Source organism: Nocardia arthritidis NBRC 100137, from assembly GCF_001612765.1.
Lineage (GTDB): Bacteria > Actinomycetota > Actinomycetes > Mycobacteriales > Mycobacteriaceae > Nocardia > Nocardia arthritidis.
In genome coordinates this window covers 1-21,659 of the sequence record NZ_BDBB01000060.1, presented here as the reverse complement: position 1 = coordinate 21,659, position 21,659 = coordinate 1, and the positions used below count along the sequence as shown (strand labels likewise).

General features: G+C 67.8%; 19 protein-coding genes. 9 read left to right on the top strand and 10 right to left on the bottom strand.

Annotated elements, in window-relative coordinates:
• The first annotated feature begins 3 nt into the window (after positions 1-3).
• The 3 genes from cydB to cydC all read left to right on the top strand — a co-directional run bounded on the left by cydB (position 4) and on the right by cydC (position 5,261).
• Positions 4-1,035 (top strand): cytochrome d ubiquinol oxidase subunit II, encoded by a 1,032-nt coding sequence (gene cydB / locus NA8_RS29935; RefSeq protein WP_063053665.1) that lies wholly within the window; start codon positions 4-6, stop codon positions 1,033-1,035.
• Between the two features lie 4 nt (positions 1,036-1,039).
• Positions 1,040-2,932, top strand: a complete 1,893-nt coding sequence (gene cydD, locus NA8_RS29930; RefSeq protein ID WP_063053664.1) for a thiol reductant ABC exporter subunit CydD — start codon at positions 1,040-1,042, stop codon at positions 2,930-2,932.
• A 544-nt stretch (positions 2,933-3,476) separates the two neighbouring features.
• Positions 3,477-5,261, top strand: a complete 1,785-nt coding sequence (gene cydC / locus NA8_RS29925; protein ID WP_245664062.1) for a thiol reductant ABC exporter subunit CydC — start codon at positions 3,477-3,479, stop codon at positions 5,259-5,261.
• A 420-nt stretch (positions 5,262-5,681) separates the two neighbouring features.
• Here cydC and NA8_RS29920 read toward each other — a convergent pair whose 3' ends face one another.
• The 6 genes from NA8_RS29920 to NA8_RS29895 form a co-directional block, all read right to left on the bottom strand.
• On the bottom strand, positions 5,682-6,389 hold the full coding sequence (locus tag NA8_RS29920) for a heme-binding beta-barrel domain-containing protein (protein ID WP_063053663.1): 708 nt from the start codon (positions 6,387-6,389) through the stop codon (positions 5,682-5,684).
• Positions 6,390-6,578: 189 nt separating this feature from the next.
• Positions 6,579-6,884 (bottom strand): DUF1416 domain-containing protein, encoded by a 306-nt coding sequence (locus NA8_RS29915; RefSeq protein WP_063053662.1) that lies wholly within the window; start codon positions 6,882-6,884, stop codon positions 6,579-6,581.
• Between the two features lie 5 nt (positions 6,885-6,889).
• Positions 6,890-7,723 (bottom strand): sulfurtransferase, encoded by an 834-nt coding sequence (locus NA8_RS29910; protein ID WP_040864742.1) that lies wholly within the window; start codon positions 7,721-7,723, stop codon positions 6,890-6,892.
• Between the two features lie 29 nt (positions 7,724-7,752).
• Entirely contained in the window at positions 7,753-8,247 is a 495-nt protein-coding gene (locus tag NA8_RS29905; RefSeq protein WP_063053661.1) for a DUF4395 domain-containing protein, read from the bottom strand.
• 287 nt (positions 8,248-8,534) lie between these two features.
• A complete protein-coding gene (locus NA8_RS29900; RefSeq protein ID WP_063053660.1) occupies positions 8,535-8,978 on the bottom strand; it encodes a thioredoxin family protein in 444 nt (147 codons plus the stop codon).
• Positions 8,975-9,775, bottom strand: a complete 801-nt coding sequence (locus NA8_RS29895; RefSeq protein WP_063053659.1) for an LmeA family phospholipid-binding protein — start codon at positions 9,773-9,775, stop codon at positions 8,975-8,977. The genes NA8_RS29900 and NA8_RS29895 overlap by 4 nt, the downstream gene beginning before the upstream one ends.
• 294 nt (positions 9,776-10,069) lie before the next feature.
• Here NA8_RS29895 and NA8_RS29890 point away from each other — a divergent pair, with 294 nt between their 5' ends.
• From NA8_RS29890 to pstB, 6 genes are all read left to right on the top strand, one after another.
• Positions 10,070-10,834 (top strand): winged helix-turn-helix transcriptional regulator, encoded by a 765-nt coding sequence (locus NA8_RS29890; protein ID WP_040864770.1) that lies wholly within the window; start codon positions 10,070-10,072, stop codon positions 10,832-10,834.
• 104 nt (positions 10,835-10,938) lie between these two features.
• Entirely contained in the window at positions 10,939-11,859 is a 921-nt protein-coding gene (gene mshD, locus NA8_RS29885; RefSeq protein ID WP_063053658.1) for a mycothiol synthase, read from the top strand.
• A 241-nt stretch (positions 11,860-12,100) separates the two neighbouring features.
• Positions 12,101-13,213, top strand: coding sequence for a phosphate ABC transporter substrate-binding protein PstS (pstS, locus tag NA8_RS29880; RefSeq protein WP_157106998.1), 1,113 nt, complete (start codon positions 12,101-12,103; stop codon positions 13,211-13,213).
• Positions 13,214-13,303: 90 nt separating this feature from the next.
• Positions 13,304-14,278 carry a phosphate ABC transporter permease subunit PstC gene (gene pstC, locus NA8_RS29875; RefSeq protein ID WP_063053657.1) on the top strand — a complete coding sequence of 325 codons (975 nt, stop codon included), beginning with the start codon at positions 13,304-13,306 and terminating at the stop codon, positions 14,276-14,278.
• Complete coding sequence (gene pstA / locus NA8_RS29870; RefSeq protein WP_063053656.1) at positions 14,278-15,180, top strand: phosphate ABC transporter permease PstA; 903 nt, start codon at positions 14,278-14,280, stop codon at positions 15,178-15,180. The genes pstC and pstA overlap by 1 nt, the downstream gene beginning before the upstream one ends.
• 21 nt (positions 15,181-15,201) lie before the next feature.
• Positions 15,202-15,978, top strand: a complete 777-nt coding sequence (gene pstB / locus NA8_RS29865) for a phosphate ABC transporter ATP-binding protein PstB (RefSeq protein ID WP_039795034.1) — start codon at positions 15,202-15,204, stop codon at positions 15,976-15,978.
• A 1,074-nt stretch (positions 15,979-17,052) separates the two neighbouring features.
• On the opposite strand, the gene NA8_RS29855 is transcribed toward pstB, so the two are convergent.
• The 4 genes from NA8_RS29855 to NA8_RS29840 all read right to left on the bottom strand — a co-directional run.
• A complete protein-coding gene (locus NA8_RS29855; RefSeq protein ID WP_157106996.1) occupies positions 17,053-18,453 on the bottom strand; it encodes a hypothetical protein in 1,401 nt (466 codons plus the stop codon).
• A gap of 125 nt (positions 18,454-18,578) precedes the next feature.
• A complete protein-coding gene (locus tag NA8_RS29850) occupies positions 18,579-18,872 on the bottom strand; it encodes a type VII secretion target (RefSeq protein WP_063053653.1) in 294 nt (97 codons plus the stop codon).
• 119 nt (positions 18,873-18,991) lie between these two features.
• Positions 18,992-19,654 (bottom strand): phosphate signaling complex protein PhoU, encoded by a 663-nt coding sequence (phoU, locus tag NA8_RS29845; protein ID WP_063053652.1) that lies wholly within the window; start codon positions 19,652-19,654, stop codon positions 18,992-18,994.
• Positions 19,655-19,834: 180 nt separating this feature from the next.
• The coding region (locus tag NA8_RS29840) for an LCP family protein (RefSeq protein ID WP_063053651.1) at positions 19,835-21,659 on the bottom strand (1,825 nt) is incomplete at its 5' end.

The window sequence follows — 21,659 nt, the reverse complement described above, 5'->3', positions numbered from 1 at the left end:
GCGATGAGTCTGCAAGAGTTCTGGTTCGTCCTGATCGGCGCGCTGTTCACCGGCTACTTCGTGCTGGAGGGCTTCGACTTCGGCGTCGGCATGCTCATGCCGATCCTCGGCAAGGGGTCCGACCGGCGCAGGCGCGCGGTGCTCAACACCATCGGGCCGGTGTGGGACGCCAACGAGGTCTGGCTGATCACTGCGGGCGCCGCGATGTTCGCCGCGTTCCCCGAGTGGTACGCCAGCCTGTTCTCCGGCTTCTACCTGGCCTTGCTGCTGGTGCTCGTCGCGCTGATCCTGCGGATCTGCGCGATCGAGTACCGCGGCAAGATCGACGACCCGCGCTGGCGGGCCCGCTGCGACATCGGCATCGGCATCGGTTCCTGGGTTCCGGCGCTGGCCTGGGGCTGGGTGTTCGCCAATGTCGTGCACGGTGTTCCGCTGAACGAGAAGAAGCAGTTCGCGGGCTCGGTGGCCGACTTGTTCGGGCCCTACGCCCTGCTCGGCGGATTGGCGACCGGACTGCTGTTCGCGCTGCACGGAGCGATGTTCCTGGTGCTCAAGACGGCTGGCGAGGTACGCGACGACGCCCGGCGCACCGCTCGGCTGCTGCTGGCTCCGACGGTGGTCGTGGTCGGCGGATTCGGATTGTGGACCCAGCTGTCCTACGGGACCGGCTGGACCTGGATCCCGCTGGCGCTGGCGGTACTCGGCTTGGTCGTCGCGGCGGCCGCCGACTTCGCCCAGCGTGACGGGTGGGCGTTCACCGGCACCACGGTGACCGTCGCGGCGGCGACCGCGCTGCTGTTCGGTTCACTGTTCCCGAATGTGCTTCCGTCGACGCTCGACGCGGCATTCGACCTGACGATCCACAACGCGTCCTCGACGCCGTACACGCTGAAGGTAATGAGCTGGGCGGCGGCGCTGGCCACCCCCGTCGTGCTGGTGTACCAGGGCTGGACCTACTGGGTGTTCCGCAAGCGGATCACCGTCGAGCAGATCCCGCCCCCGGTCGGCCTGCCCATGCGGCGCGTGCAGGACTGACGCCATGGCCCGCCCGCCGATCGACCCGCGCCTATGGCGGTACGCCCGCTCGGCGCGCGGCTACTTGGCGCTGAGCGTCGCGCTGTCACTGGTCGTCACCGCGGCGATCGTGGTGGCGGCGCTGCTGATCGGACGGGTGCTGGCCGGGGTGGTCACCGATCCCGGTTCGCGCACGCTCGGCGCGTGGACGGTCGAACTGGTCGTGCTCGCGTTCGTGATCGCGGGACGGGCGCTCGCCACGTGGTCGCAGTCCCGGCTGGCGCACCGAGCGGGCGCGAGCGTGGTGGCGGAGCTGGAGGGCGCGGTGCTGGCGGCGGGCGCACGGCTGTCGCCTCGCGAACTCGACACGCGCCGGACGGAGTTGGCCGTGGTCGTCGGCACTGGCCTGTCCGGGCTGCGCGGCTATCTCGTCGGCTACGTGCCCGCTCTGCTGCTGGCGGTGCTGGTGCCGCCGATCGTGCTCATCGTCATCGCGGCCCACGATCCGACCTCCGGTGTGATCGCGGTGATCACCTTGCCGCTCATCCCGATCTTCATGATCCTCATCGGCCTGCTGACCCAGGGAAGAGCCGAAGCCACCCTCGCCGCCACCACCCGGTTGTCGGACCAATTGCTCGACCTGTTCGCGGGCATGCCGACGTTGCGCGCGCTCGGCCGCGAGACGGGCCACGCGGAATCCGAACCAGACGCCGCCGCACACACCATGCAGCACCGCGTCCGCGATCTCGGTGACGCGCTGCGGCAACGCACCATGCGGGCGCTGCGCATGGCTTTCCTGTCCTCGATGGTGCTGGAGATGCTCGCGACCCTCAGCGTGGCCCTGATCGCGGTCTCCATCGGGCTGCGGCTGGTATTCGGCGAGATGAGTCTCTACGCGGGTGTGGTGGTGCTGGTGCTCGCCCCCGAGGTGTACCTGCCGCTGCGCATGGTGGGCGAACGTTTCCACGCCGCCCAGGATGGCATGGCGGCCGCGGATAAGGCGTTCGCGATTCTCGAGTCCACGCCTGCCGCGCGCGTCGGCGGGGCCCCGGCTCTTGACGATAATCCGCCCGCGTCGCTGCCTGGCCACGGTGTGGAGGGTACGGCGGCCCCAGACCGTGACGACGAGCCGATCGAGCGGGTGCCCGGCCAAGGCGTGCGGGGCGCGGTGGCAGAACCCCGGGAGCCAGCCATGGCAACGGTTCGTCGCGACAACTCCCCAGGCCCGGGTGCGGTCGAACTCCGCGACCTCTCGGTGCAGGCGCGTGACGGCTATGCCCCCGCGGGTCTGTCCGCGGTCTTGCGGCCCGGCTGCCTCAGTGTGCTCGCCGGTCCCAACGGCAGCGGCAAATCCACCGCGGTGCAGGCGATCCTGGGCTTGATCACGCCTGACCGGGGCGCCGTGACCGTCGACGGTGTGGACGTCCGTGAATTGGACCCGGACCGATGGTGGGCGCGCGTGGCGTGGCTGCCCCAGCGGCCGGTGCTGGTGCCCGGCACGCTGCGGGACAACCTCGAACTGCTCGGCGCGCGAACGGTGGACCGCGCCGCCCGCGGCCCGGCGCGCGTCATCGACGATCTCGGAGCCGCCTGCCTGGCTGCCGGTTTCGACGCCGTGCTGGCGGAGCTGCCGGACGGCTGGAACACCGAGGTCGGACCCGGCGGCATCGGCCTGTCGCTCGGCCAGCGCCAACGCCTCGCGCTGACCAGGGTGCTGGCCACCGATCGCCCGATCCTGCTGCTCGATGAACCGACCGCACACCTCGACGCCGCCGCCGAAGCCACCGTGCTGGCCGCCCTCCGGGTCCGGGCCCGCGCGGGCGCGACGGTCGTCGTCATCGGCCACCGCCCGGCCGTACTGGCTGCCGCCGACCACGTCGTCCAGGTAGGCGCCGACCGAGCGGAGGTCCCGCGGTGAACGCGCGAAGCATTATCGACTCGCATGGAGGCCGTCCGCCGGTCACGTTTCCAGGCATGGTTCTGCGTGACGGTCGGGCCGATGCCGATCGCGCCCGGTCACGTCAGGGGGCGGATGTCGGCAGGAAAGCTTGTTCAGTGAGCGGCGCGTGGTTTGTCCGGAGTATTCGGGGACGGTCCGCTGGTCCCTGCCCTCGGACCCATGGGCGTGTGGGTGCGACAGTCGTTTCCGGTTCCGTCGTGGTGATCGCGTCGTGCGAGTCCGTGCCGATCGAACGAAAGCCGACCGGAGTTCAGCAGCCGTTGATCGTCGCCGAGGATCGCCCGAGGATCAGCCGCGTTCGATCGGCTCGTGGTCATGCGCACCGCGCGAGCGGAGGTCCCGCAGTGGGGGCGGGGGAGGTCGGTCGACTGGGTGGTGGCACGCCCGGGAGAAAACGGCGGCAGACAGTGGGTGACGGTGGCGCGACCTGTGCGGAAAACTCGCTGATGGCCGGCCGCGGTTCGCGAGCCGGCGCGAGGGACGGGCGAGCGGGGCGATCGCGATGACGCGCGCCGTTTCACGCGACACGACGATGTTCGGTGATCTGCGCCGGATGTGGACGCTGCTCGAATTGTCCCGCGGGCGGGTCGCGGTGGCGATCGGCTGGGGCGTGCTGGCGCTGGGCAGCGGGCTCGGGCTCGCGGCGCTGGCGGCCTGGCTGATCGCGCGAGCCTGGCAGATGCCGCCGGTGCTCGACCTGAGCATCGCCGTCGTCGCGGTTCGCGCGCTGGGCATCTCGCGCGGCCTGTGCCGGTATCTGGAACGTCTTGCCACGCACGACGTCGCCCTGCGCGCCATGACGACCGCGCGCACCACGGTCTACCGCACGCTGGCTCGCTCGGATTTCTGGCTGCGCCGGCCCGATGTCTCGCGGACCGGGCACGACCGGTCGAATGCGCCCGCCGGGGGAATGAAGCCGCCGCGCCGCGGTGATCTCCTGGTCCGCGTCGGCAGTGACATCGATGACCTGGGCGCCGTGGTGGTCCGCGTGTTCGTGCCGGTCGCGGTCGCCCTCGTCCTCTCGGTCGCGGCCGTCGCGCTCCTGGCCACGATCTCGCCGCCCGCGGCCGGGATCCTGGCGAGTGTGCTGGCCTTGTCGGGCATCGTCGCGCCGTGGTTGTCGGCCGCGGCGGCGTCGGAGGCGGAACGTGCCGTCCGCGCCGACCGGGCGGAGTTCACCGCGCAGGCTCTGACAGTCCTCGACCACGCGGCCGAATTGCGCGTCGCCGGTCGTCTCGACGCCGCTCTCGCCGCGGCCGCGGCGGCGTCGAGACGAGCGGTCGCGGCAGAGGACCGGGCTGCCCGGCGCAGCGCCTGGTCCGCCGCCGCCACGCCGTTCTCGATCGGCGCCGCCGTTCTGGGCGCCCTGTTGATCGGCATCACCCTCTACGGCCCCGATGGCGGTAGCGCGGGCGCGATGACACCGATGGCGCTGGTCGTCCTGGTCCTCTTGCCCCTCTCGGCTTTCGAAGCGGTCGGCCCGCTGCCCGCAGCGGCGCAGGCGCTGACGACCGCCCGTGCCGCGCTGCATCGCCTGGACGGATTGGAACCCGGTTCGCCCACCGGCACGGCGACGGACCCCTGTGACTCCCAGCCCGGGTACGAGTCGGAACCGGAAGAACGGCGGACGAGCCTCGCCCCCTCGGCCCGGCTAGACGACGCGCGCGTGCCGGAACTGCCTCCGGGCAGGCGGATTGCGGTGGTCGGCCCCAGCGGCGCGGGCAAGACGACTCTGCTGATTCGGTGGGCGGGGTTGTTCGGCACACCGCGCCCCGGCATCACCTTCTTCGCCGAGGACGCGCACTTGTTCGGCACCTCCGTGCTGGAGAATCTGCGGGTAGCGCGTGGCGATCTGACCGCCGAAGAAGCCGAAAAGGCGTTGCGGGCAGTCGGTCTCGGCGACTGGCTGGACGGGCTGCCGGACGGAGTGCACACCGGCCTGGCCGGGGGAGCGGCCGCTGTGTCGGGCGGCCAGCGTCGCCGGATACTGCTCGCGCGGGCACTCGTGTCACCGGCGCGGGTGTTGCTGCTCGACGAACCGACGGAGCACCTGGAGGCCGAGCCCGGGGCGCAGCTGCTGCGCGACCTGCTGGACGTCGACAGCGGCATCGTCGAGCCCGATCGCATCGTGGTCGTCGTCACACACCAACTGCCGGACGACCATCAGGCGGACGCGGTGCTCCGGCTCACCGCATCTGGCCTGGTCGCAACGGAATTCGCGGCACGAGCGACAGCGTGTGGCGCCCCCGATTCCGCCCACCGAGAAATTCCGTTGCCGAGCTGCTGACACGCCACTAGATTCGTTCGTACACGAGGAAGGAGGTGGTTCGACGAATGGATATTCATAGGACACGTGAGGTGGCTGTCCGCTAGCGCCACCGCTGCAGGTGGATTTCGCCCGCGCGAGCGCTGAGCGAATTCCAGGCAGTCACCCGGCCCCCGAGCCCCGGTCTGTCCGACCGGACCCGTGCGATGAGAGTCGCACCGGTATGGCTCGGGGGCTGTTCTCGTCCGTGGGAGACGGACTACGATCCTGCACGATTCCGGAGAAGCGCGACCAGATCGCCAACCGGACCTCCGTGTTCCCTCAGCCAGCGTGGAGGATCCGAAAGCGATCGGGTCGCGCCGTGTCCCGATCAGGACGCGGGTCCCGGACGCCCAGTAGACGTTCGGCTGGGTCGCGATCGAGATCAGCTGTCGCGTCGGCTCAGCCGATGTAGCGCTGGAGGCGGGCCGATAGGCGAGGTTCGAGCGGGCCGTCGGCTACGACGCGTTCCTCGACGTAGGCCAGGTCGCCGCCTTCGACGATGCCGTAGAGGCGCTTGGCGCCGCCCACGACGATGCCGGACTGGCTGCGGATCACCACGTCGGTGGCCAGTTCCCAGGACGACTGGGTCAGCGCCTGGCCGTAGAACAGTTCCACGATGCCGCTGCTGTGCGACAGCAGCAATTCGATGACCTCGTCGTTGCCATCTATGCCGACCCGCCAGAAGCCGCTCTCCCGCAGGTCGGGGCCGCCGTAGTTGCCGTCGGCCTCGATCACCCAGGACCGGGATTCCCAGGCCAGGTAGTCGCCACCGTCGTGCGAGACGACGATCTGCTGGCCGAACCGGTAGTCCCCGCGCTCGGGGTCGTTACCCTCGCCCTCGCCGCGCCACACGCCTACCAGCGGGAGCAGCGCGAGCATCGAGGCGCTCAGATCCGGGCCGAGGCGCAGATTGGCGGTGTCCTCGGGCAGCGGAAGATCCGGTAGGACCGGGATATTTCGCGCGCCGGTCGATCTCGCCCGTTCGGCGGCGTCGGCGACGGCCTGGTCACCGCTGCGGCGACCGGCGGAATCAGCCGGAGCGTTTCCGTTCAGTTGTTCACTCGCTCGCTCGGCCGGGTTGGAACCTTCGCTCGCGAGTTCGCTCATGATTCGGTGAACAGCCGGTAGAAGACGTAGAGGCCGAACCAGCCGATCAGAACGGCCACGGCCACCAGCAGAATCTCGAAGAAGAGGACCACGATCCGAGTCTAACGACCCTCTTGTCGCGGCACGCAAACGGCCCCGGTGCTTCCGCGGAGCGGAAAGCGACCGGGGCCGTTCGACCGGTGTGGCGTCTTACTTGGCGACCGTGACGTCGACCGAGTGGATGCCCGCGCCCTCGGGGCGCAGCTCGGCCGAGCCGTTGCCCGCCGAGGAGAGCGCACGGACGGTCCACGATCCGGGAGCCGCGAAGAACCGGAAGTCACCGGTGCCCGACGCGACGACCTCGGCGGTGAAATCACCGTTGCCGTCGAGCAGGCGCACGAACGCCCCGCCCACCGGCTGGCCGTCGGCGCTCAGGACACGGCCGGTGATGACCGTTTCCTTCTCCACGTCGACACCGGCCGGGATGGCCTGACCCTGGGTAGGTGCTGCACACATATCTCTTACTCTCCCAACTCGATCGGAGCGCCGACGAGGGAGCCGTACTCGGTCCAGCTCCCGTCGTAGTTCTTGACGTTCTGGTGGCCGAGCAGTTCCTGCAGCACGAACCAGGTGTGCGAGGAGCGCTCGCCGATCCGGCAGTAGGCGATGGTCTCCTTCTCGCCGTCCAGGCCGGCTTCCTTGTAGATCTCGGTCAGCTCGGCATCGGACTTGAAGGTGCCGTCCTCGTTCGCGGCCTTGCTCCACGGCACGTTGATGGCACCGGGAATGTGGCCAGGACGCTGGCTCTGCTCCTGCGGGAGGTGGGCGGGCGCCAGGATCTTGCCGGTGAACTCGTCGGGCGAACGCACGTCGACCAGGTTCTTGGTGCCGATGGCCGCGATGACCTCGTCGCGGAAGGCACGGATGGACAGGTCGGGCGCCGACGCCTTGTACTGGGTGGCGGGCCGGTTGACCGCCTCGGTGGACAGCGGACGGCCGTCGAGCTCCCACTTCTTGCGGCCACCGTCGAGCAGCTTGACGTTGTTGTGGCCGTACAGCTTGAAGTACCAGTAGGCGTACGCGGCGAACCAGTTGTTGTTGCCGCCGTACAGGATGACCTCGTCGTCGTTCGAGATGCCGCGGGCCGAGAGCAGATCGGAGAACTGCTCCTGGTTCACGAAGTCGCGACGAACCTGATCCTGCAGGTCCTTCTTCCAGTCGAGCCGGACGGCACCCTCGATGTGCCCACCGTCGTAGGCGGAGGTGTCCTCGTCGACCTCGACGAAGACGACGCCGGGGGCGTTGAGGTTCTCTTCGGCCCAGTCAACGGAGACCAGGACATCGGAGCGAGCCATTGTTTTCCTTTCAGAGATGACGAGCAGGGTCAGTTCGATGCCGGTGATGGGCTCCGGCGGAGACGGGCGACCAGCGGGTAGATCTGGCAACCCAGGCAGATCCCGAACGCCGCGTTCAGGAACGCCGCGAACAGGGCAAAGCCGGCGAACACCGCGCCGACGACTGTGGAGCCGAGCGCGAAGCCCAGCAGGCTGACGGCCGCGAAGACGAAACCGAGCAGTTGCGCGAACCGCAGCGGCGCCGTCGGCTCGGTCGCACTGGTCGGCGCCAGGCGCGGCGCGACGAATGCCGCGTAGATCCGGCCATACGGATGCCGGCGCGGGCCGAGGGCCGCGCCGATCGCGAAGACGACCGCCTGCAGCGCGATCAGGATCGCGGCCGCGCCGGGCGATAACGCGGCGGCGAGCAGGACGACCACGAGGACGCCGGTGGTCACCCACGCCGCGAAGTGCGGTCCCCGAACATCGACCTGATCTGTGGTAGCGGGTCGCGTTCCGGAACTGTTACGAATCTGGGTGGACATTGTGCGTACTCCTGCGCTGAGAAAGTCCGATGACTGAAGATTTGCCAATTCGCCGGGGGATCGTGAGATCACTCGCGCGGCGGACAGGGGTCGGCGTCAGGAAATCCGGGGAAGCCGACCGATCAGCGGCACAGGCAGCAACAACCACCGAGCCGACACAGATCCACTGTGCGGCGTCGGGTGAGCATCAGCTCGTGGTTGGAAAGCACGTCAGCAGTTTACCCAATTCGGCGGGAGAATTGGACCCGGGGTGGATCACATCCGTCGAGGGGACTTGTCGTCGCAGCTCAGGCCGCTGCGGTGAGCGGCTCCAGCGCGGACTGCAGATCGGTGGCCTTGGGCACGCCGGAAATGCGGAACCGTTCCCTGCCCGCGGTGTCGAAGACGAACGTGGTGGGCAGCGAGAGCACGTTCAACTCCCGGGCGAGCGCGGGCTCGGCGTCGATGTCCACCTCGATGTCCTGGGGCGGCTGCGGTGATCCCGCGAGCTGGTCGGTGACATTGGCAACCACCCGGCGAACCGCGTCGCACGGTCCGCACCACTCGGCGGAGAAATGCAGGACCGCGGGACCGTCGCCGGTGACCCCGACGGCTGCCAGCAGTTCCGCGCGGGCGGAGTCGGACAGGTCGATGCCGTCGGCCGCGCGGACCTTGCCTTCGCGGCGGCGCAGCAGCACACCCACCGCCAGCGCGGCGAGCAGTACCACCGCCAGAATGGTGACTTGGATCATGGTCGCTGCAATCGGTCGAGGTCGATCGTGACGTTCACGCCCTTGCCCTCCACGACGATCTGACCGCCCTGGGCGGAGACCTTGGTGGGCCGGACGCCGAACGGCAACTCCTTGGTATCGATGGTACGGGTGAACCGGGCGAGCACCGCGGGACGATCGGCCTCCGTGATCACCGCCACAGGCATGGTCTCGGTGCCGGGCGGGCCGCGATAGAAACCCGTCGCCACGATCTTCACCTGATCGCCGTCGAGCGACAGATCGGCCTGCACGCTCACTTTTTCGCCGCTGTACTGCGCTCCGGGCGTCTCCGGCAGGGTGCCGGTGAGCACCAGCGCCCCCGTGGTGGTCATGCCGGAGCCGCCCGATCCTCCGGTCCCGTCGGACTTGTCCGCGGGCCGCGAATGCACCTGCAGATCGGGGATGGTGAACAGCCTGCCGAGTTCGGTCGGCTCCACCCGCAGCCTGCTGTCCACTCGCTCCACGGGAACACTGCGCAGGCTGCCGTCGACGAGTTCGCCGACCGGGAGCCGCACTCCCGTCAGCGTCGCCTCCAGCGCGGTTTCGCCGGGGATGTCCGCGCGCTTCGCGCGCGCCCGGATCTCCACGTGGTCGTAGCGGCTGTCCCATGCCTGGCCGAGGAAGGGGAAACCGTGAATCGTCACCTCGGGATCGGCGGTGAGATCGGCGCCGTCGCGCAGCGCGCGGGACACGCGATATTCCGAATAGGCCGCGGTGCTGAAGTCGACGACGACGGCGAAGCCCGCCAGACACAGCAGGCCGATGATCAGCTTGCGCATGCTCCCCCGTCTCTCCGGGTCTCGGGCCGCGGCGGCCGGGAGCCACGCGGCGCGCGTTCGGCTGCCGTGCCGGGCGCCCCGCCGGTCGCGGGCCTGCCCGGTACGTAACCCATGTACGCACCATATCGGTTGGCTCGAGCCGGGCTCGCGGGTGTCCTCCGGTGCGGTCGGGGACCCCGGAATGCGTGGTCATGCCTTGTTACGCGCTAATCTTGCATCCGATTACCTGTGATTAGCGACGCGGCCGCGGCGGTGCTGCCGCATCCGCGTGGCTACGAGATGGGAGGAGGGCCTGTGGAGCTGCTCCTGCTTACCTCCGACCCCAACCCCGAGTCGGTGTTGCCCTCGCTTGCGTTGCTGGCGCACAACGTGCGCCCCGCGCCGACGGAAGTGGCATCACTGCTCGAGGCAGGCACCGCGGACGTCGCGTTGGTAGACGCCAGAACCGACTTGGCCGCGGCCCGTGGCCTGTGCCGCTTGCTCGGCAGCACCGGGTCCTCGGTGCCGGTCGTCGCGGTGCTCACCGAGGGCGGCCTGGTCGCGGTGAACGCGGACTGGGGGCTCGACGACATCCTGTTGCCCGGCACCGGCCCCGCCGAGCTCGACGCCAGATTGCGGCTGCTGGTCGGGCGCAACGGCGGCGTGGCGAGCCCGGAGAACACCGGCAAGATCACTCTCGGTGAGCTGGTGATCGATGAGGGCACCTACACCGCGCGGTTGCGTGGGCGCCCGCTCGACCTCACCTACAAGGAGTTCGAGCTGCTGAAATATCTCGCGCAGCACGCGGGCCGGGTGTTCACCCGCGCGCAGCTGTTGCAGGAGGTCTGGGGCTACGACTTCTTCGGCGGCACCCGCACCGTGGACGTGCACGTGCGGCGATTGCGCGCCAAACTCGGCACCGAATACGAATCGCTGATCGGCACGGTGCGCAATGTCGGTTACAAGGCCGTGCGCCCGTCGCGCGCGGCGGCCAAGGGCGAGCAGGTGAGTTTCCCGGACGAGGACAACGAGGGCACCGACGACTCCCCGCTCACGCCGGTCAACGGCTCCGCGCAGTAATCCGGGCGGCTCGCGCATCGAACTCCGGAAATGCCGCCCGCCCCTATGACGTTGCCAAGGGCGGACTTCGAACGGAGTCCGCTGGGCTCGATGAACGGAGGCCGATGAGCGGCGTGACAACACAGTGGACCGATCGTCTCGATGCGGACACCGCGCAGGCGATCACCGATCTGCTGGCGCGTGCCACCGTGGCCGACGGGGTCGCCCCGGTCTCGGAACAGGCCGTGCTGTCGCTCAGCTCGGGCGAGCACGCCGGAGCACGTCATCTGCTCGCTCGGCGCGACGGCGCGATCGCGGGCTACGCGAATCTCGTTCCCGCGCACGGCGACCATCCCGCGATGGCCGAGGTCGCGGTCGACCCGCCCCAGCGCGGCCACGGCGTCGGCGCCGCTCTGGTCGAGGACGCTCTGGCCGCGGGCGGTGCGGGGGCTCGGGTCTGGGCGCACGGCGACCGGCCGGCGGCCAAAGCCGTCGCCGCGCGGCTCGGGTTGCGGACCGCGCGTGAGCTCTGGCAGATGCGACGGTCGCTGGCAAGTCCTGAGCTACCGGAATTGAGCGTGCCGGACGACATCGTGTTGCGCACCTACGCGGGCCCCGCGGACGACGCGGAATTGCTGCGGGTGAACAGTGCCGCCTTCGCGTGGCATCCCGAACAGGGCGGGTGGACCCGGCGTGATATCGAACTCCGCCGCGCCGAGTCGTGGTTCGATCCGGCGGGCCTGTTCCTGGCATTCGACCCGGCCGCCCCCGGCCGTTTGCTCGGATTCCACTGGACCAAGGTGCATCACGCGGAGAATCCGCCGCTCGGTGAGGTCTACGTGGTCGGTATCGATCCGGCGGCGCAGGGGCGTGGGCTCGGTCGTCTGCTCACTCTCGCCGGCTTGCGTCATCTGCGTGACCGCGGCTTGGCCGAGGTGTTGCTCTACACCGAGGCCGACAACGCGGCCGCGGTGCGCACTTATACCCGGCTCGGATTCGCCCCCGCACACGTCGACGTCGCCTACGCCGCGGCGGATGCTGAATAACAGGCGGCAGAACGGGTGTCCGCGAGTAAAACTGGGGCAAACGTCACATCTACCGGGTGCAATCGCGCCGGGCTGTTCACTCTCCGTTCACTCAGGTCGGTCCAACTGTCAACCACGTGACTTTAGGTTGAGTGAGGGCAGCACACTGTTGCCTGGTGCGCAAGTTCCCCGCGAACAGCACCACAGCACCCGTCCGGGCCGGTGAGGGACCGGACGAGTTGGACGCCACTCCGGAGGAATAGTGAATCTCAAGCGCAGCAGCGCCCTCGTCGGTGTGCTGGCCGTCGGCGCCATGACGTTGGCCGCCTGTGGCAGCGACGACAACACCGCGACCGACTCGAGCAACGTGGCGAAGGTCGACGTCGCCTGCGGCGGCAAGGAGGCCCTCAAGGCCAGCGGTTCCTCGGCGCAGAAGAACGCGATGGAGCGCTTCATCGCCGCGTACGAGAAGAACTGCGACGGTTCCACGCTCAACTACACCTCCAGCGGCTCCGGTGCCGGTGTGAGCGAATTCCTCGGTGGCCAGACCGATTTCGGTGGCTCCGACTCGCCGCTGAGCGCGAAGAAGGACGAGCCGAAGAAGGCCGCCGACCGCTGCGCCTCGCCTGCGTGGAACCTGCCGACCGTGTTCGGCCCGGTCGCGATCACCTACAACATCGACGGCGTCGCCGATCTCGCGCTGGACGGCCCGACGGCCGCCAAGATCTTCAACGGCTCCGTGACCACCTGGGATGCTCCGGAGATCAAGGCACTGAACCCGAACGCCAAGCTGCCGTCCGAGCCGATCGCCGTGATCTTCCGCAGCGACGAGTCGGGCACCACCGACAACTTCCAGCTCTACCTGGACTCCGCCTCCGACGGCGCCTGGGGCAAGGGCGCGGGCAAGGCCTTCAACGGTGGCGTCGGCGCGGGCTCGAAGGGCAACGAGGGCACCTCGGGCGCGGTGAAGAGCACCAAGAACTCGATCACCTACAACGAGTGGTCCTTCGCGAAGGCGCAGAACCTGTCGATCGCGCGCATCATCACCTCGGCGAGCAAGGACCCGGTGACGCTGAGCGTCGCGTCGGCGGGCAAGGCGATCGAGTCCGCGAAGATCTCCGGCCAGGGCAACGACCTGGTCATCGACACCTCGTCGTTCTACAAGCCGTCGGTGGCGGGCGCGTACCCGATCGTCATGCCGACCTACGAGATCGTGTGCTCGAAGTACTCCGACGCCGCCACGTCGAAGGCGGTCAAGGCATTCCTCACCTCGGCGGTCACCAACGGCCAGCAGGGCTTGGACGAGGCCGGGTACATCCCGATCCCGGAGCAGTTCAAGACCAAGCTGACCACCGCAATCAACGCCATCTCCTGATAGCAGTCCCACATGACCGTCCACGACGAGGTTGCCGCCGCTGGTCCGTCGGATTCGACCGACCAGCGAGCAGGCGGAGATACTGCGCTCATGCCGAGCAAGCCGAGCAACGATCCGGCCGCGAAGAGGGCCCGTCCGCAGCACAGCCAGCGAGCGGAGATCATCTTCCGCTCCCTGGCGACGGCGGCCGGTGCGATCATCGTCGCCGCCATCGCGCTGATCGCACTGTTCCTGCTCATCCGAGCGGTGCCGTCGGTGCTGGCGAACGAGGCGAACTTCTTCACCAGCACCGACTTCAACACCTCGGATGCCAACCACCTGCGGTTCGGCATCCGGGACCTGTTCATGGTGACGGTGCTGAGTTCGATCTTCGCCCTGGTGCTCGCCGTTCCGATCGGCATCGGCATCGCGCTGTTTCTGACGCACTACGCGCCGAAGACGCTGGCACGGCCGTTCTCGGTGGTCGTCGATCTGCTCGCGGCGGTGCCCTCGATCGTGTTCGGTCTGTGGGGAATCCTGGTGCTCGCTCCGCAACTGGAGCCGATCCAGGCCTTCTTGAACGACAACCTCGGATGGCTGTTCCTGTTCTCGGACGGCAACATCCCGCTGGCCAGCGGCGGCACGATCTTCACCGCGGGCGTCGTGCTCGCGGTGATGATCCTGCCGATCATCACGTCGGTCAGCCGTGAGGTATTCAACCTCACCCCGCGCGCCCACATCGAGGCGGCGCAGGCGCTCGGCGCGACGAAATGGGAAGTCGTGCGGATGACGGTGCTGCCGTACGGCCGCAGCGGCATGATCGCGGGCGCCATGCTCGGCCTCGGCCGTGCGCTCGGCGAGACGATCGCCGTGCTGATCGTGCTGAAGACGGCCGCGCAGCCGGGACAGTGGTCGGTGTTCGACGGCGGCTACACCTTCGCCTCCAAAATCGCCTCGGCCGCGGCGGAGTTCAGCGCTCCGCTGCCGACCGGCGCGTACATCGCGGCAGGCTTCGTCCTGTTCGCGCTGACCTTCGTCGTGAATGCGCTGGCTCGACTCGCCGCGGGCGGAAGGGTGAACGGGTGATGACCACCTCGACTCTGGACCGGCCGATCAAGCCGCCCACATTCCGGGACGTGAGCCTGTCGCGCCGGATACGCAACAACGTCGCGACCGGTTTGGTCTGGCTGGCGTTCGGCATCGCGCTCGTGCCACTGGCGTGGGTCCTGATCATGGTGATCACCAAGGGCTTCAGCGCCGTGGTCCGGGCCAACTGGTGGCAGAACTCGCTGAAGGGCGTGCTGCCCAATCAGGTCGCGGGCGGCGTCTACCACGCCATCTACGGCACCATCGCCCAGTCGCTGGTCGCGACGGTGATCGCCGTGCCGCTCGGCATCATGGCCGCGGTGTACCTGGTCGAGTACGGCCGTGGCGTGCTGGCCAAGACCACGACCTTCATGGTCGACATCCTGGCCGGCGTGCCGTCGATCGTCGCGGCGCTGTTCATCTTCGCGCTGTGGATCGCGACGCTCGGATTCCCGCAGAGCTCGCTCGCGGTGTCGCTGGCGTTGGTGCTGCTGATGCTGCCGGTGGTCGTCCGCAGCACCGAGGAAATGCTCAAACTGGTGCCCGACGAACTACGCGAAGCGTCCTACGCGCTGGGTATCCCGAAGTGGAAGACCATCGTGCGGATCGTGGTGCCGACGGCTCTGCCCGGCATGATCAGCGGCATCCTGCTCGCCATCGCCAGGGTGATGGGCGAGACCGCTCCCGTGCTGGTGCTGGTCGGCTACAGCAAGTCGATCAACACGAACATCTTCGACGGCAACATGGCGTCGCTGCCGCTGTTGATCTACCAGGAGCTGGCCAACCCCGAAGCCGCCGGACGCGAGCGAGTCTGGGGCGCGGCTTTGACCCTCATCATCATCATCGCCTTCCTGTACCTCGCGGCTGCGGTCCTCAACCGCCTGCTCACCCGGAACCGATAGAAGCGGAACGGATTACCGACAATGGCCAAGCGGATCGACGTCAAAGATCTGAACATCTACTACGGCAAGTTCCATGCCGTGTCCGATGTCTCGCTGACCGTGCTGCCGCGCAGCGTGACCGCCTTCATCGGTCCCTCGGGTTGTGGCAAGTCCACCGTGCTGCGTTCGCTCAACCGCATGCACGAGGTAACCCCGAACGCCAGGGTCGAGGGCGCGGTGCTGCTCGACGGTGAGGACATCTACGGCACCCAGGTCGACCCGGTGGGCGTGCGCCGCACGATCGGCATGGTCTTCCAGCGGCCCAACCCGTTTCCCACCATGTCCATCAAGGACAACGTGGTCGCGGGCCTGAAGCTGCAAGGCGTGCGCAACAAGAAGGAACTCGACGAGGTGGCCGAGCGCTCGCTGCGCGGCGCCAACCTGTGGAACGAGGTGAAGGACCGCCTGGACAAGCCGGGCGGCGGCCTCTCCGGCGGTCAGCAGCAGCGTCTGTGCATCGCGCGCGCCATCGCCGTCTCGCCCGACGTGCTGCTCATGGACGAGCCCTGCTCGGCGCTCGACCCGATCTCCACCCTGGCGATCGAGGACCTGATCACCGAGCTGAAGAAGGAATTCACCATCGTCATCGTCACCCACAACATGCAGCAGGCCGCGCGCGTGAGTGACCAGACCGGCTTCTTCAACCTGGAGGCCCAGGGCAAGCCGGGCAAGCTGATCGAGATCGACGACACCGAGAAGATCTTCTCCAACCCGTCGCAGAAGGCCACGGAAGATTACATCTCCGGCCGTTTCGGCTGATTCCGGTTGCCGAGCGGCTGTGCACCGAGGCTGCGACAGGCAAAGTGAAAGGCCCTGGGTATGCCCAGGGCCTTTCTGCGCTCCGGCCAAGAACTAGTTGCCGCATCAGGCAGCGTTTGCCCGGTTGACGATCTGACGTAGTTTCTTGCCCGAACCCGGGAACTGGCTGCGATCCAGCGGTCGGGTAGTCCGCGCCGGGATCGAGGGCACCGGCTCCTATGGCGCGGAACTCGCCCGCGACCTGCGACAGCGGCTTCGAAGTCGCCGAAGTACCCGCCCGAATCGGCCCCTGCGAGGTATTCGCCCTTGGGCCGGATACCGCTGCCGTCCTTCTGATTTCGATCGGTGACAACTCCGATCGGCTGATCTCCGAGGCGGCGTTCGCGCGGCTGCGCGGCGTCGCACCTATCCCGGCCGCGGATCCCTTGCGAACGGGGGCGGAAGGTGCGCTCGGGTCATTGTTTCCTTCAGCATGGTTCGGTAGGCTGTGAAACAGGGGGGTTCGAATGGCGCAACCTCTGTGGATTCCGTTGAAGCGAAAGAGGTTTCGTGATGGCAGTACGATTGCTCTCTGGTGCGTTGGTCGGTGTGGCCACGATCTTGTCCGCGGCGATGCTTGCCCCACAAGCTGAGGCTGCGCCTACAGCGCCTTGCAATGCGTATTCCGTTGGCAACGTTCACTATGAAGGTTCGACGAAGTGGGTGTGTTACTCATACGGCGGGGGCTCGTACGGATGGATCATCGCCGGATAGTCATACCTGCTCCTGTTGTAATCTACGCCGTCGACAACTGGCAAGCCGTCGGCGCATAACGCAACAGTCCAACGATCGGCCCCGCCCGCTGGCAGCGGACGGGGCCGATTTTGCCGTTGTCGGTGGCTACGGTTCGAAGGGGCGGTGGCGGACCGGGAAGTGGCAAGCTCAGGCGGCTCGCTATACCCACGGAGGATTACATCTCCGGCCGTTTCGGCTGATCCGGCTGCCGAGCGGCTTCGATCGGTACGGGTAGAGGAAAGGCCCTGGGTAGCGAGTCGGCTACCCCGGGCCTTTCTCCATTCGGCAGGAAATGCTGATCTACTGGTCTGGGGGTGTCTCGAACAGCGGCGTCTGCGCCGCTTCTACTCGACGGGTGTGTTCCGAATCCGCTTGCCGATTCGCCGTGTGTCCTCCGAGCAAGCCGGTACTCGCGGGCGCGGTCGACGGTGAGCTGGGCGCGGAAGTGCTGCTGGGCGCGGCGGGTTCGGTACCGGTGTAGCTCGCCTGCCGGACGGACGCAGGCTGTTGTTCCGGCTTCGTTTCCGTGCCCTGCGCCGGATTCGGATTTCCGGTCTTGCTGTCGTCGGCCTTCGAAGTCGGGTCATCCGCCTTCGGATCGGTGGCTTTCGCGTTCGGATCGGCTTTGGAGGGCTGGTCGGTCGTGGAATCGTCGGAGGCTTTGTCCGCTGCCGGTGTGCCGTCCTTGGCGGGCTCACCCGTGGACGGTGAGTCCGCGGGCGTGCCGTCGGCCGCCTGGTCGACGCTCGTGATCACCGTATCGGCGGCCTTCGCGAAGTTCTCCGCGGCCGAGCCCGCGGAGTCGATCAGGCCCTTTCCCGCCTCTCCGCCCGCTTTGATGATGTCGTCGAGATCGTCGTCGAGCTTGCCGACGGACTCGATCAACGTCGGCACATCTCCGGTGATCCCGCCCACCGCGCTGATAAGACTCGTCACATCCGAGGGTGTCCAGGAATTCGGGTCGCCGGCGGGACCGGTGGAACCGGACGACTTGGAGTCGTCGCTCTTCTCGCCCTTGTCTTCGCCGGTGTTCTTGTCTTCGCCGGTGTTCTTGTCTTCGCCGGTGTTCTTGTCTTCGCCGGTGCTCTTGTCGTCGTCGTCGCTCTTGTCCTCGCCCGACTTCGACTTATCGGTCTCGTCTTCGCCGGTGGACTGCTCCTCGGCGATCGGATTCGCCTGCGGCGTGCCCGCGGGAGTGGTGGAAGGGTCGGTCGGGTCCTCGTCGGTGTTCGCGCTATCGGACTGCCGGCCGTACACCGCGAGCATCGGATCCGTCTGCTCGCCGCTGTCGAGCGGGTCGCCGTCGCCGAGCTGGTCACTGCGGGCACGCACATTACCGCTGGCCTGCTCGATCTTGGTGGCGACGTCCGATTGGGTGCCGAGCAGCTCGTTCAGCGCCGTGGTGATGGCGGTCTGGTGGGTGTACTGCGAGTCGCCGTCGTCGTCCGCGACGTCCGGCCCGGGAGTGACCTGCCAGTCCTCGGAGACGGTGAATCCGGCCGCGACGGCCTGGTCGACCTTGTCCAGCAAAGCTTGGCGGAACCCGGCCAGACTGGTGCCGCTATCGATCAACGTCTGCGCGAGTTCCTCGGTATCCAGCGCCACTTTGTTCGCCGCGTCGCGGTCGCCGGCTATCCGGTCGTAGGCCGCGTAATAGGCATCGCCACTCCAATGCGCGCCTGCCGCACGAATCTGCGTCACCGTTTCATCGATCAACGATACGAATTCGCCATTGCGAGTTCGTATTTCCGTTCCGGCTTCGCCCAGTTTCCACGGTTGCCATTCCGACCGCACCTGACTCAGCGTGGCCGTCGAATTCGTCGTCCTCACAGCTGCGCGCCCATCGCCTCGAGGCCATCGCGAAACTGCTGGTCGGACACCTCGTAGTTCGCGGCGCCGCCTTTGGCGATGTTGGAGATCCGTTTACACCGCATGGCCATTCGCCGCCACGCGTCTTCGACATTCGCACCCGCCGCCGAGCACACTTCGCTCAATGCCGAACCGGGCAGCACATTACCGAGCGCGTCCGTGGTGGTACGCACCGTCAAGCCGCCGATATTGCCGCTGATTTGATCCATCGACGCGGCCAACGCGCGCAGCTCTGCTGGATCGACGTTCATGACGCCCCCCTTCATACCGGATCCCCTCCGGCGTAACGCTATACCGGAGCAATCCCGCTCCGCGCGGGTAAATCTATCATTTACCGCCCGCGAAACGTCAAGCCCGGCAAGTCTTTCGGTTACCCCTCGGCATCCGGGTCAGGGGGGAGGACGCCGGTCACCAGGAAGATCACCCGCCGGCCGATTTCGACGGCGTGGTCGGCGAAGCGCTCGTAGTAGCGGCCGAGCAGTGTGACGTCGACGGCGGCGGCTACGCCGTACTTCCACTCACGGTCCATGAGCAGCGTGAAGAGGTGACGATGCAGGTCGTCCATCGCCTCGTCGTCCTCGTTCAGCTGCGCGGCGCGCTCGGGGTCGCGGGTCTCCAGCACCTCTCGCGCACCGGCCCCCATGTTCACCGCGATGCGGCCCATCTCGGCGAAGTAGCCGTTGACGGCTTCCGGTAGCGCGTGGTTCGGATGACGCCTGCGTGCGACCTTGGCTACGTGCAGCGCGAGCGCGCCCATCCGATTCACGTCGGCGACGATCTGGATCGTGCTCACCACTTGCCGAAGGTCGCCCGCCACCGGCGCCTGCAACGCGAGCAGGGCGAAGGCCTTCTCCTCGGCGTCCTGGATCAGCTCCGCGATCCGGTCGGATTCACCGATCACCTGCTCCGCCAGGGCGAGGTCCGCCTGGAGCAGGGCTTGGGTCGCCCGCTCCATGGCCGAGCCGGCAACGCCGGCCATCTCACCCAGCAGGTGGGCGAGCTCGGCCATTTGCTCGTTGTAGATGACACGCATGGAACCTGACCCTAGTTCGCCACGCTGACCAAGTCACGAACGCCGAGTGAATGACCGGTGTGCATCATTAGCGCGCCGGTTGCCCTTGACGGGTCAACAACCGGAATTCGCCGCGCCCGAGACGGCGACATCGCGGCAAATTGTGACCTGCGTCGCATGCTCGCCGCGGTGTATCCGGTCCTACTTGCAGATGTCCTCGGCCGCGTTGACGTGTTCCAGGTCCGAGGGCAGTACGGTCGGCGTCGAATCCTTCGGGGTGCTCGTCACCACGTTGGTGATCTCGTCACCCACCGGCGTCGGCGCCTTCACGATGACGCCGTTCGCCGAATCGCCCCCGATGACGACCTCGACGATGCCACCGAGATCATCGGCGGCCTCGATGGTCGCGCCGGGAATCGAGCTGGCCACGGTGGCTGCCTCGGCCTCCAGGCCCGCGGCGTAGCGGACCTTCGTCGTCGCTGAGGTGCCGTTGGCGTAATTTCCGGTGTTGTAGATCGTGAAGCCCTGGTTGCCGAGCTTGGTGGCGGCCGTACGCGCCAGCCCTTCGACGCCGGAGCCATTGGACACCAGCAGCGAGACGGTGGAGGGGTCCACCGCCCGGTGCTTCGTCGGTGTCGCCGCGGCCTGGGTGGGGGCGGGCGCGTTCGCTTGGACGGTCGGCTTCTCGCCCGGCAGTGGCTGGTCGTCGCGGATCGCCTTGAAGATCGCCTTGATGTCCGATTCGCGGGGAATTTCGTTGCCGTAGGGGGTGGTGCCCGCGGTCGGGACGGTGATGAAGGTGACCGCGCCGGCATCGATCTTCTGCAGTGATCGTCCCAGCCTCAGCAGGTCGTCGGGTTCGACCTTCTGGACCCAGGTGTGCTTGCTGAACGCGTCGATGAAACCCTTCAACTTGCCCGGATTGAACAGCACCTTGCTGGACAGCGTGCCGCGCAGCAGCGAAGCGAGGAAGCGTTGCTGCCGGTTGATGCGGTCGTAGTCGCTGCGTTCCTCACCGTAGACATGCCTGGCGCGCACGTAGTTCAGGGCGGTTTGGCCGTCGATGCGCTGTTTGCCCGGGTGCTCGAGGATGGTGCCGAGCACGTCGTCGACGAGCGGCTTGGACGCGCAGACCTCGACGCCATCGATTTGGTTGACCATCGACTCGAAACCGGCGAAGTCGATGCCGATGAAGTGATTGATCGACGCGCCGGTGAGGCGCTGAATCGTGGAGACGAGGCACATCGGGCCGCCGAGGTTGTAGACGGCGTTGAGCTTGTCGCCTATGGCCGACGGGAACTTCTCGTCGGAGTATGCGTTCTTTTCGTTGTCCCATCCATTGCACTGGGGCCTGGTCACGTCCAGGTCGCGCGGGAAGGACACTACGACGACCCGACTCCGGTCCTTCGGGATGTGGACCAGCATGGTGGTGTCTGCGCGGGCGCCTTCGGCGTCGTCCAAAGTGCCCGCGCCGAGCTGACCGTTGGCCCCCGCGCGGGTGTCGGTGCCGACGAGCAGGTAGTTCTCGTCGCCGAGCTGAGCACTGGAATCGACGATGTCCTCCGAGTTCTCGTCGAGGGCGTTGACCTGGGTGAAGCCGTCTGTCGTCGACCGCAGGTAGCTCCAGCCGCCGCCGGTGACCAGCAATGCGACGACGGCGCACACTGCTCCCCCCGCCCGTCCCGTGGCCCGCAGACGCTTGTTGCGGCGCTCCCGGGAGGCCTCCAGGCGGGTTTGCGCGGAGGTGCCGACCGTCTTCGGCTTGGCGTTTTTGCCCTCCTTGGTGGGCCAGCCCACGCCCTTGCGCTTGGCGCGAGTCTGCTCTTCGAGCGGGGGAAGGACGTCGGTGACCTCTTCGGCCTGCTCCGGTTCGGGACGCGCGACCGGCGCTACAGGAGCGGAGCGCTCGGCGGGGCGACGGTTCGCGGGACGGGCGGCCGGTGTGGCGCCCGTGATGTCCTGGACCACCGGCGAGCTGCCGGTCTGGCGTGGCGGCGGCGCATCGGGGGCACGCCGGGGACCGGCT

What these genes read in the sequence shown, in the direction of transcription:
- cydB (WP_063053665.1), top strand. Translation starts at nt 4, where the DNA reads ATGAGTCTGCAAGAGTTCTGGTTCGTCCTGATCGGCGCGCTGTTCACC.
- cydD (WP_063053664.1), top strand. Translation starts at nt 1,040, where the DNA reads ATGGCCCGCCCGCCGATCGACCCGCGCCTATGGCGGTACGCCCGCTCG.
- cydC (WP_245664062.1), top strand. Translation starts at nt 3,477, where the DNA reads ATGACGCGCGCCGTTTCACGCGACACGACGATGTTCGGTGATCTGCGC.
- NA8_RS29920 (WP_063053663.1), bottom strand. Translation starts at nt 6,389, where the DNA reads ATGAGCGAACTCGCGAGCGAAGGTTCCAACCCGGCCGAGCGAGCGAGT.
- NA8_RS29915 (WP_063053662.1), bottom strand. Translation starts at nt 6,884, where the DNA reads ATGTGTGCAGCACCTACCCAGGGTCAGGCCATCCCGGCCGGTGTCGAC.
- NA8_RS29910 (WP_040864742.1), bottom strand. Translation starts at nt 7,723, where the DNA reads ATGGCTCGCTCCGATGTCCTGGTCTCCGTTGACTGGGCCGAAGAGAAC.
- NA8_RS29905 (WP_063053661.1), bottom strand. Translation starts at nt 8,247, where the DNA reads ATGTCCACCCAGATTCGTAACAGTTCCGGAACGCGACCCGCTACCACA.
- NA8_RS29900 (WP_063053660.1), bottom strand. Translation starts at nt 8,978, where the DNA reads ATGATCCAAGTCACCATTCTGGCGGTGGTACTGCTCGCCGCGCTGGCG.
- NA8_RS29895 (WP_063053659.1), bottom strand. Translation starts at nt 9,775, where the DNA reads ATGCGCAAGCTGATCATCGGCCTGCTGTGTCTGGCGGGCTTCGCCGTC.
- mshD (WP_063053658.1), top strand. Translation starts at nt 10,939, where the DNA reads ATGAGCGGCGTGACAACACAGTGGACCGATCGTCTCGATGCGGACACC.
- pstC (WP_063053657.1), top strand. Translation starts at nt 13,304, where the DNA reads ATGCCGAGCAAGCCGAGCAACGATCCGGCCGCGAAGAGGGCCCGTCCG.
- pstA (WP_063053656.1), top strand. Translation starts at nt 14,278, where the DNA reads ATGACCACCTCGACTCTGGACCGGCCGATCAAGCCGCCCACATTCCGG.
- pstB (WP_039795034.1), top strand. Translation starts at nt 15,202, where the DNA reads ATGGCCAAGCGGATCGACGTCAAAGATCTGAACATCTACTACGGCAAG.
- NA8_RS29850 (WP_063053653.1), bottom strand. Translation starts at nt 18,872, where the DNA reads ATGAACGTCGATCCAGCAGAGCTGCGCGCGTTGGCCGCGTCGATGGAT.
- phoU (WP_063053652.1), bottom strand. Translation starts at nt 19,654, where the DNA reads ATGCGTGTCATCTACAACGAGCAAATGGCCGAGCTCGCCCACCTGCTG.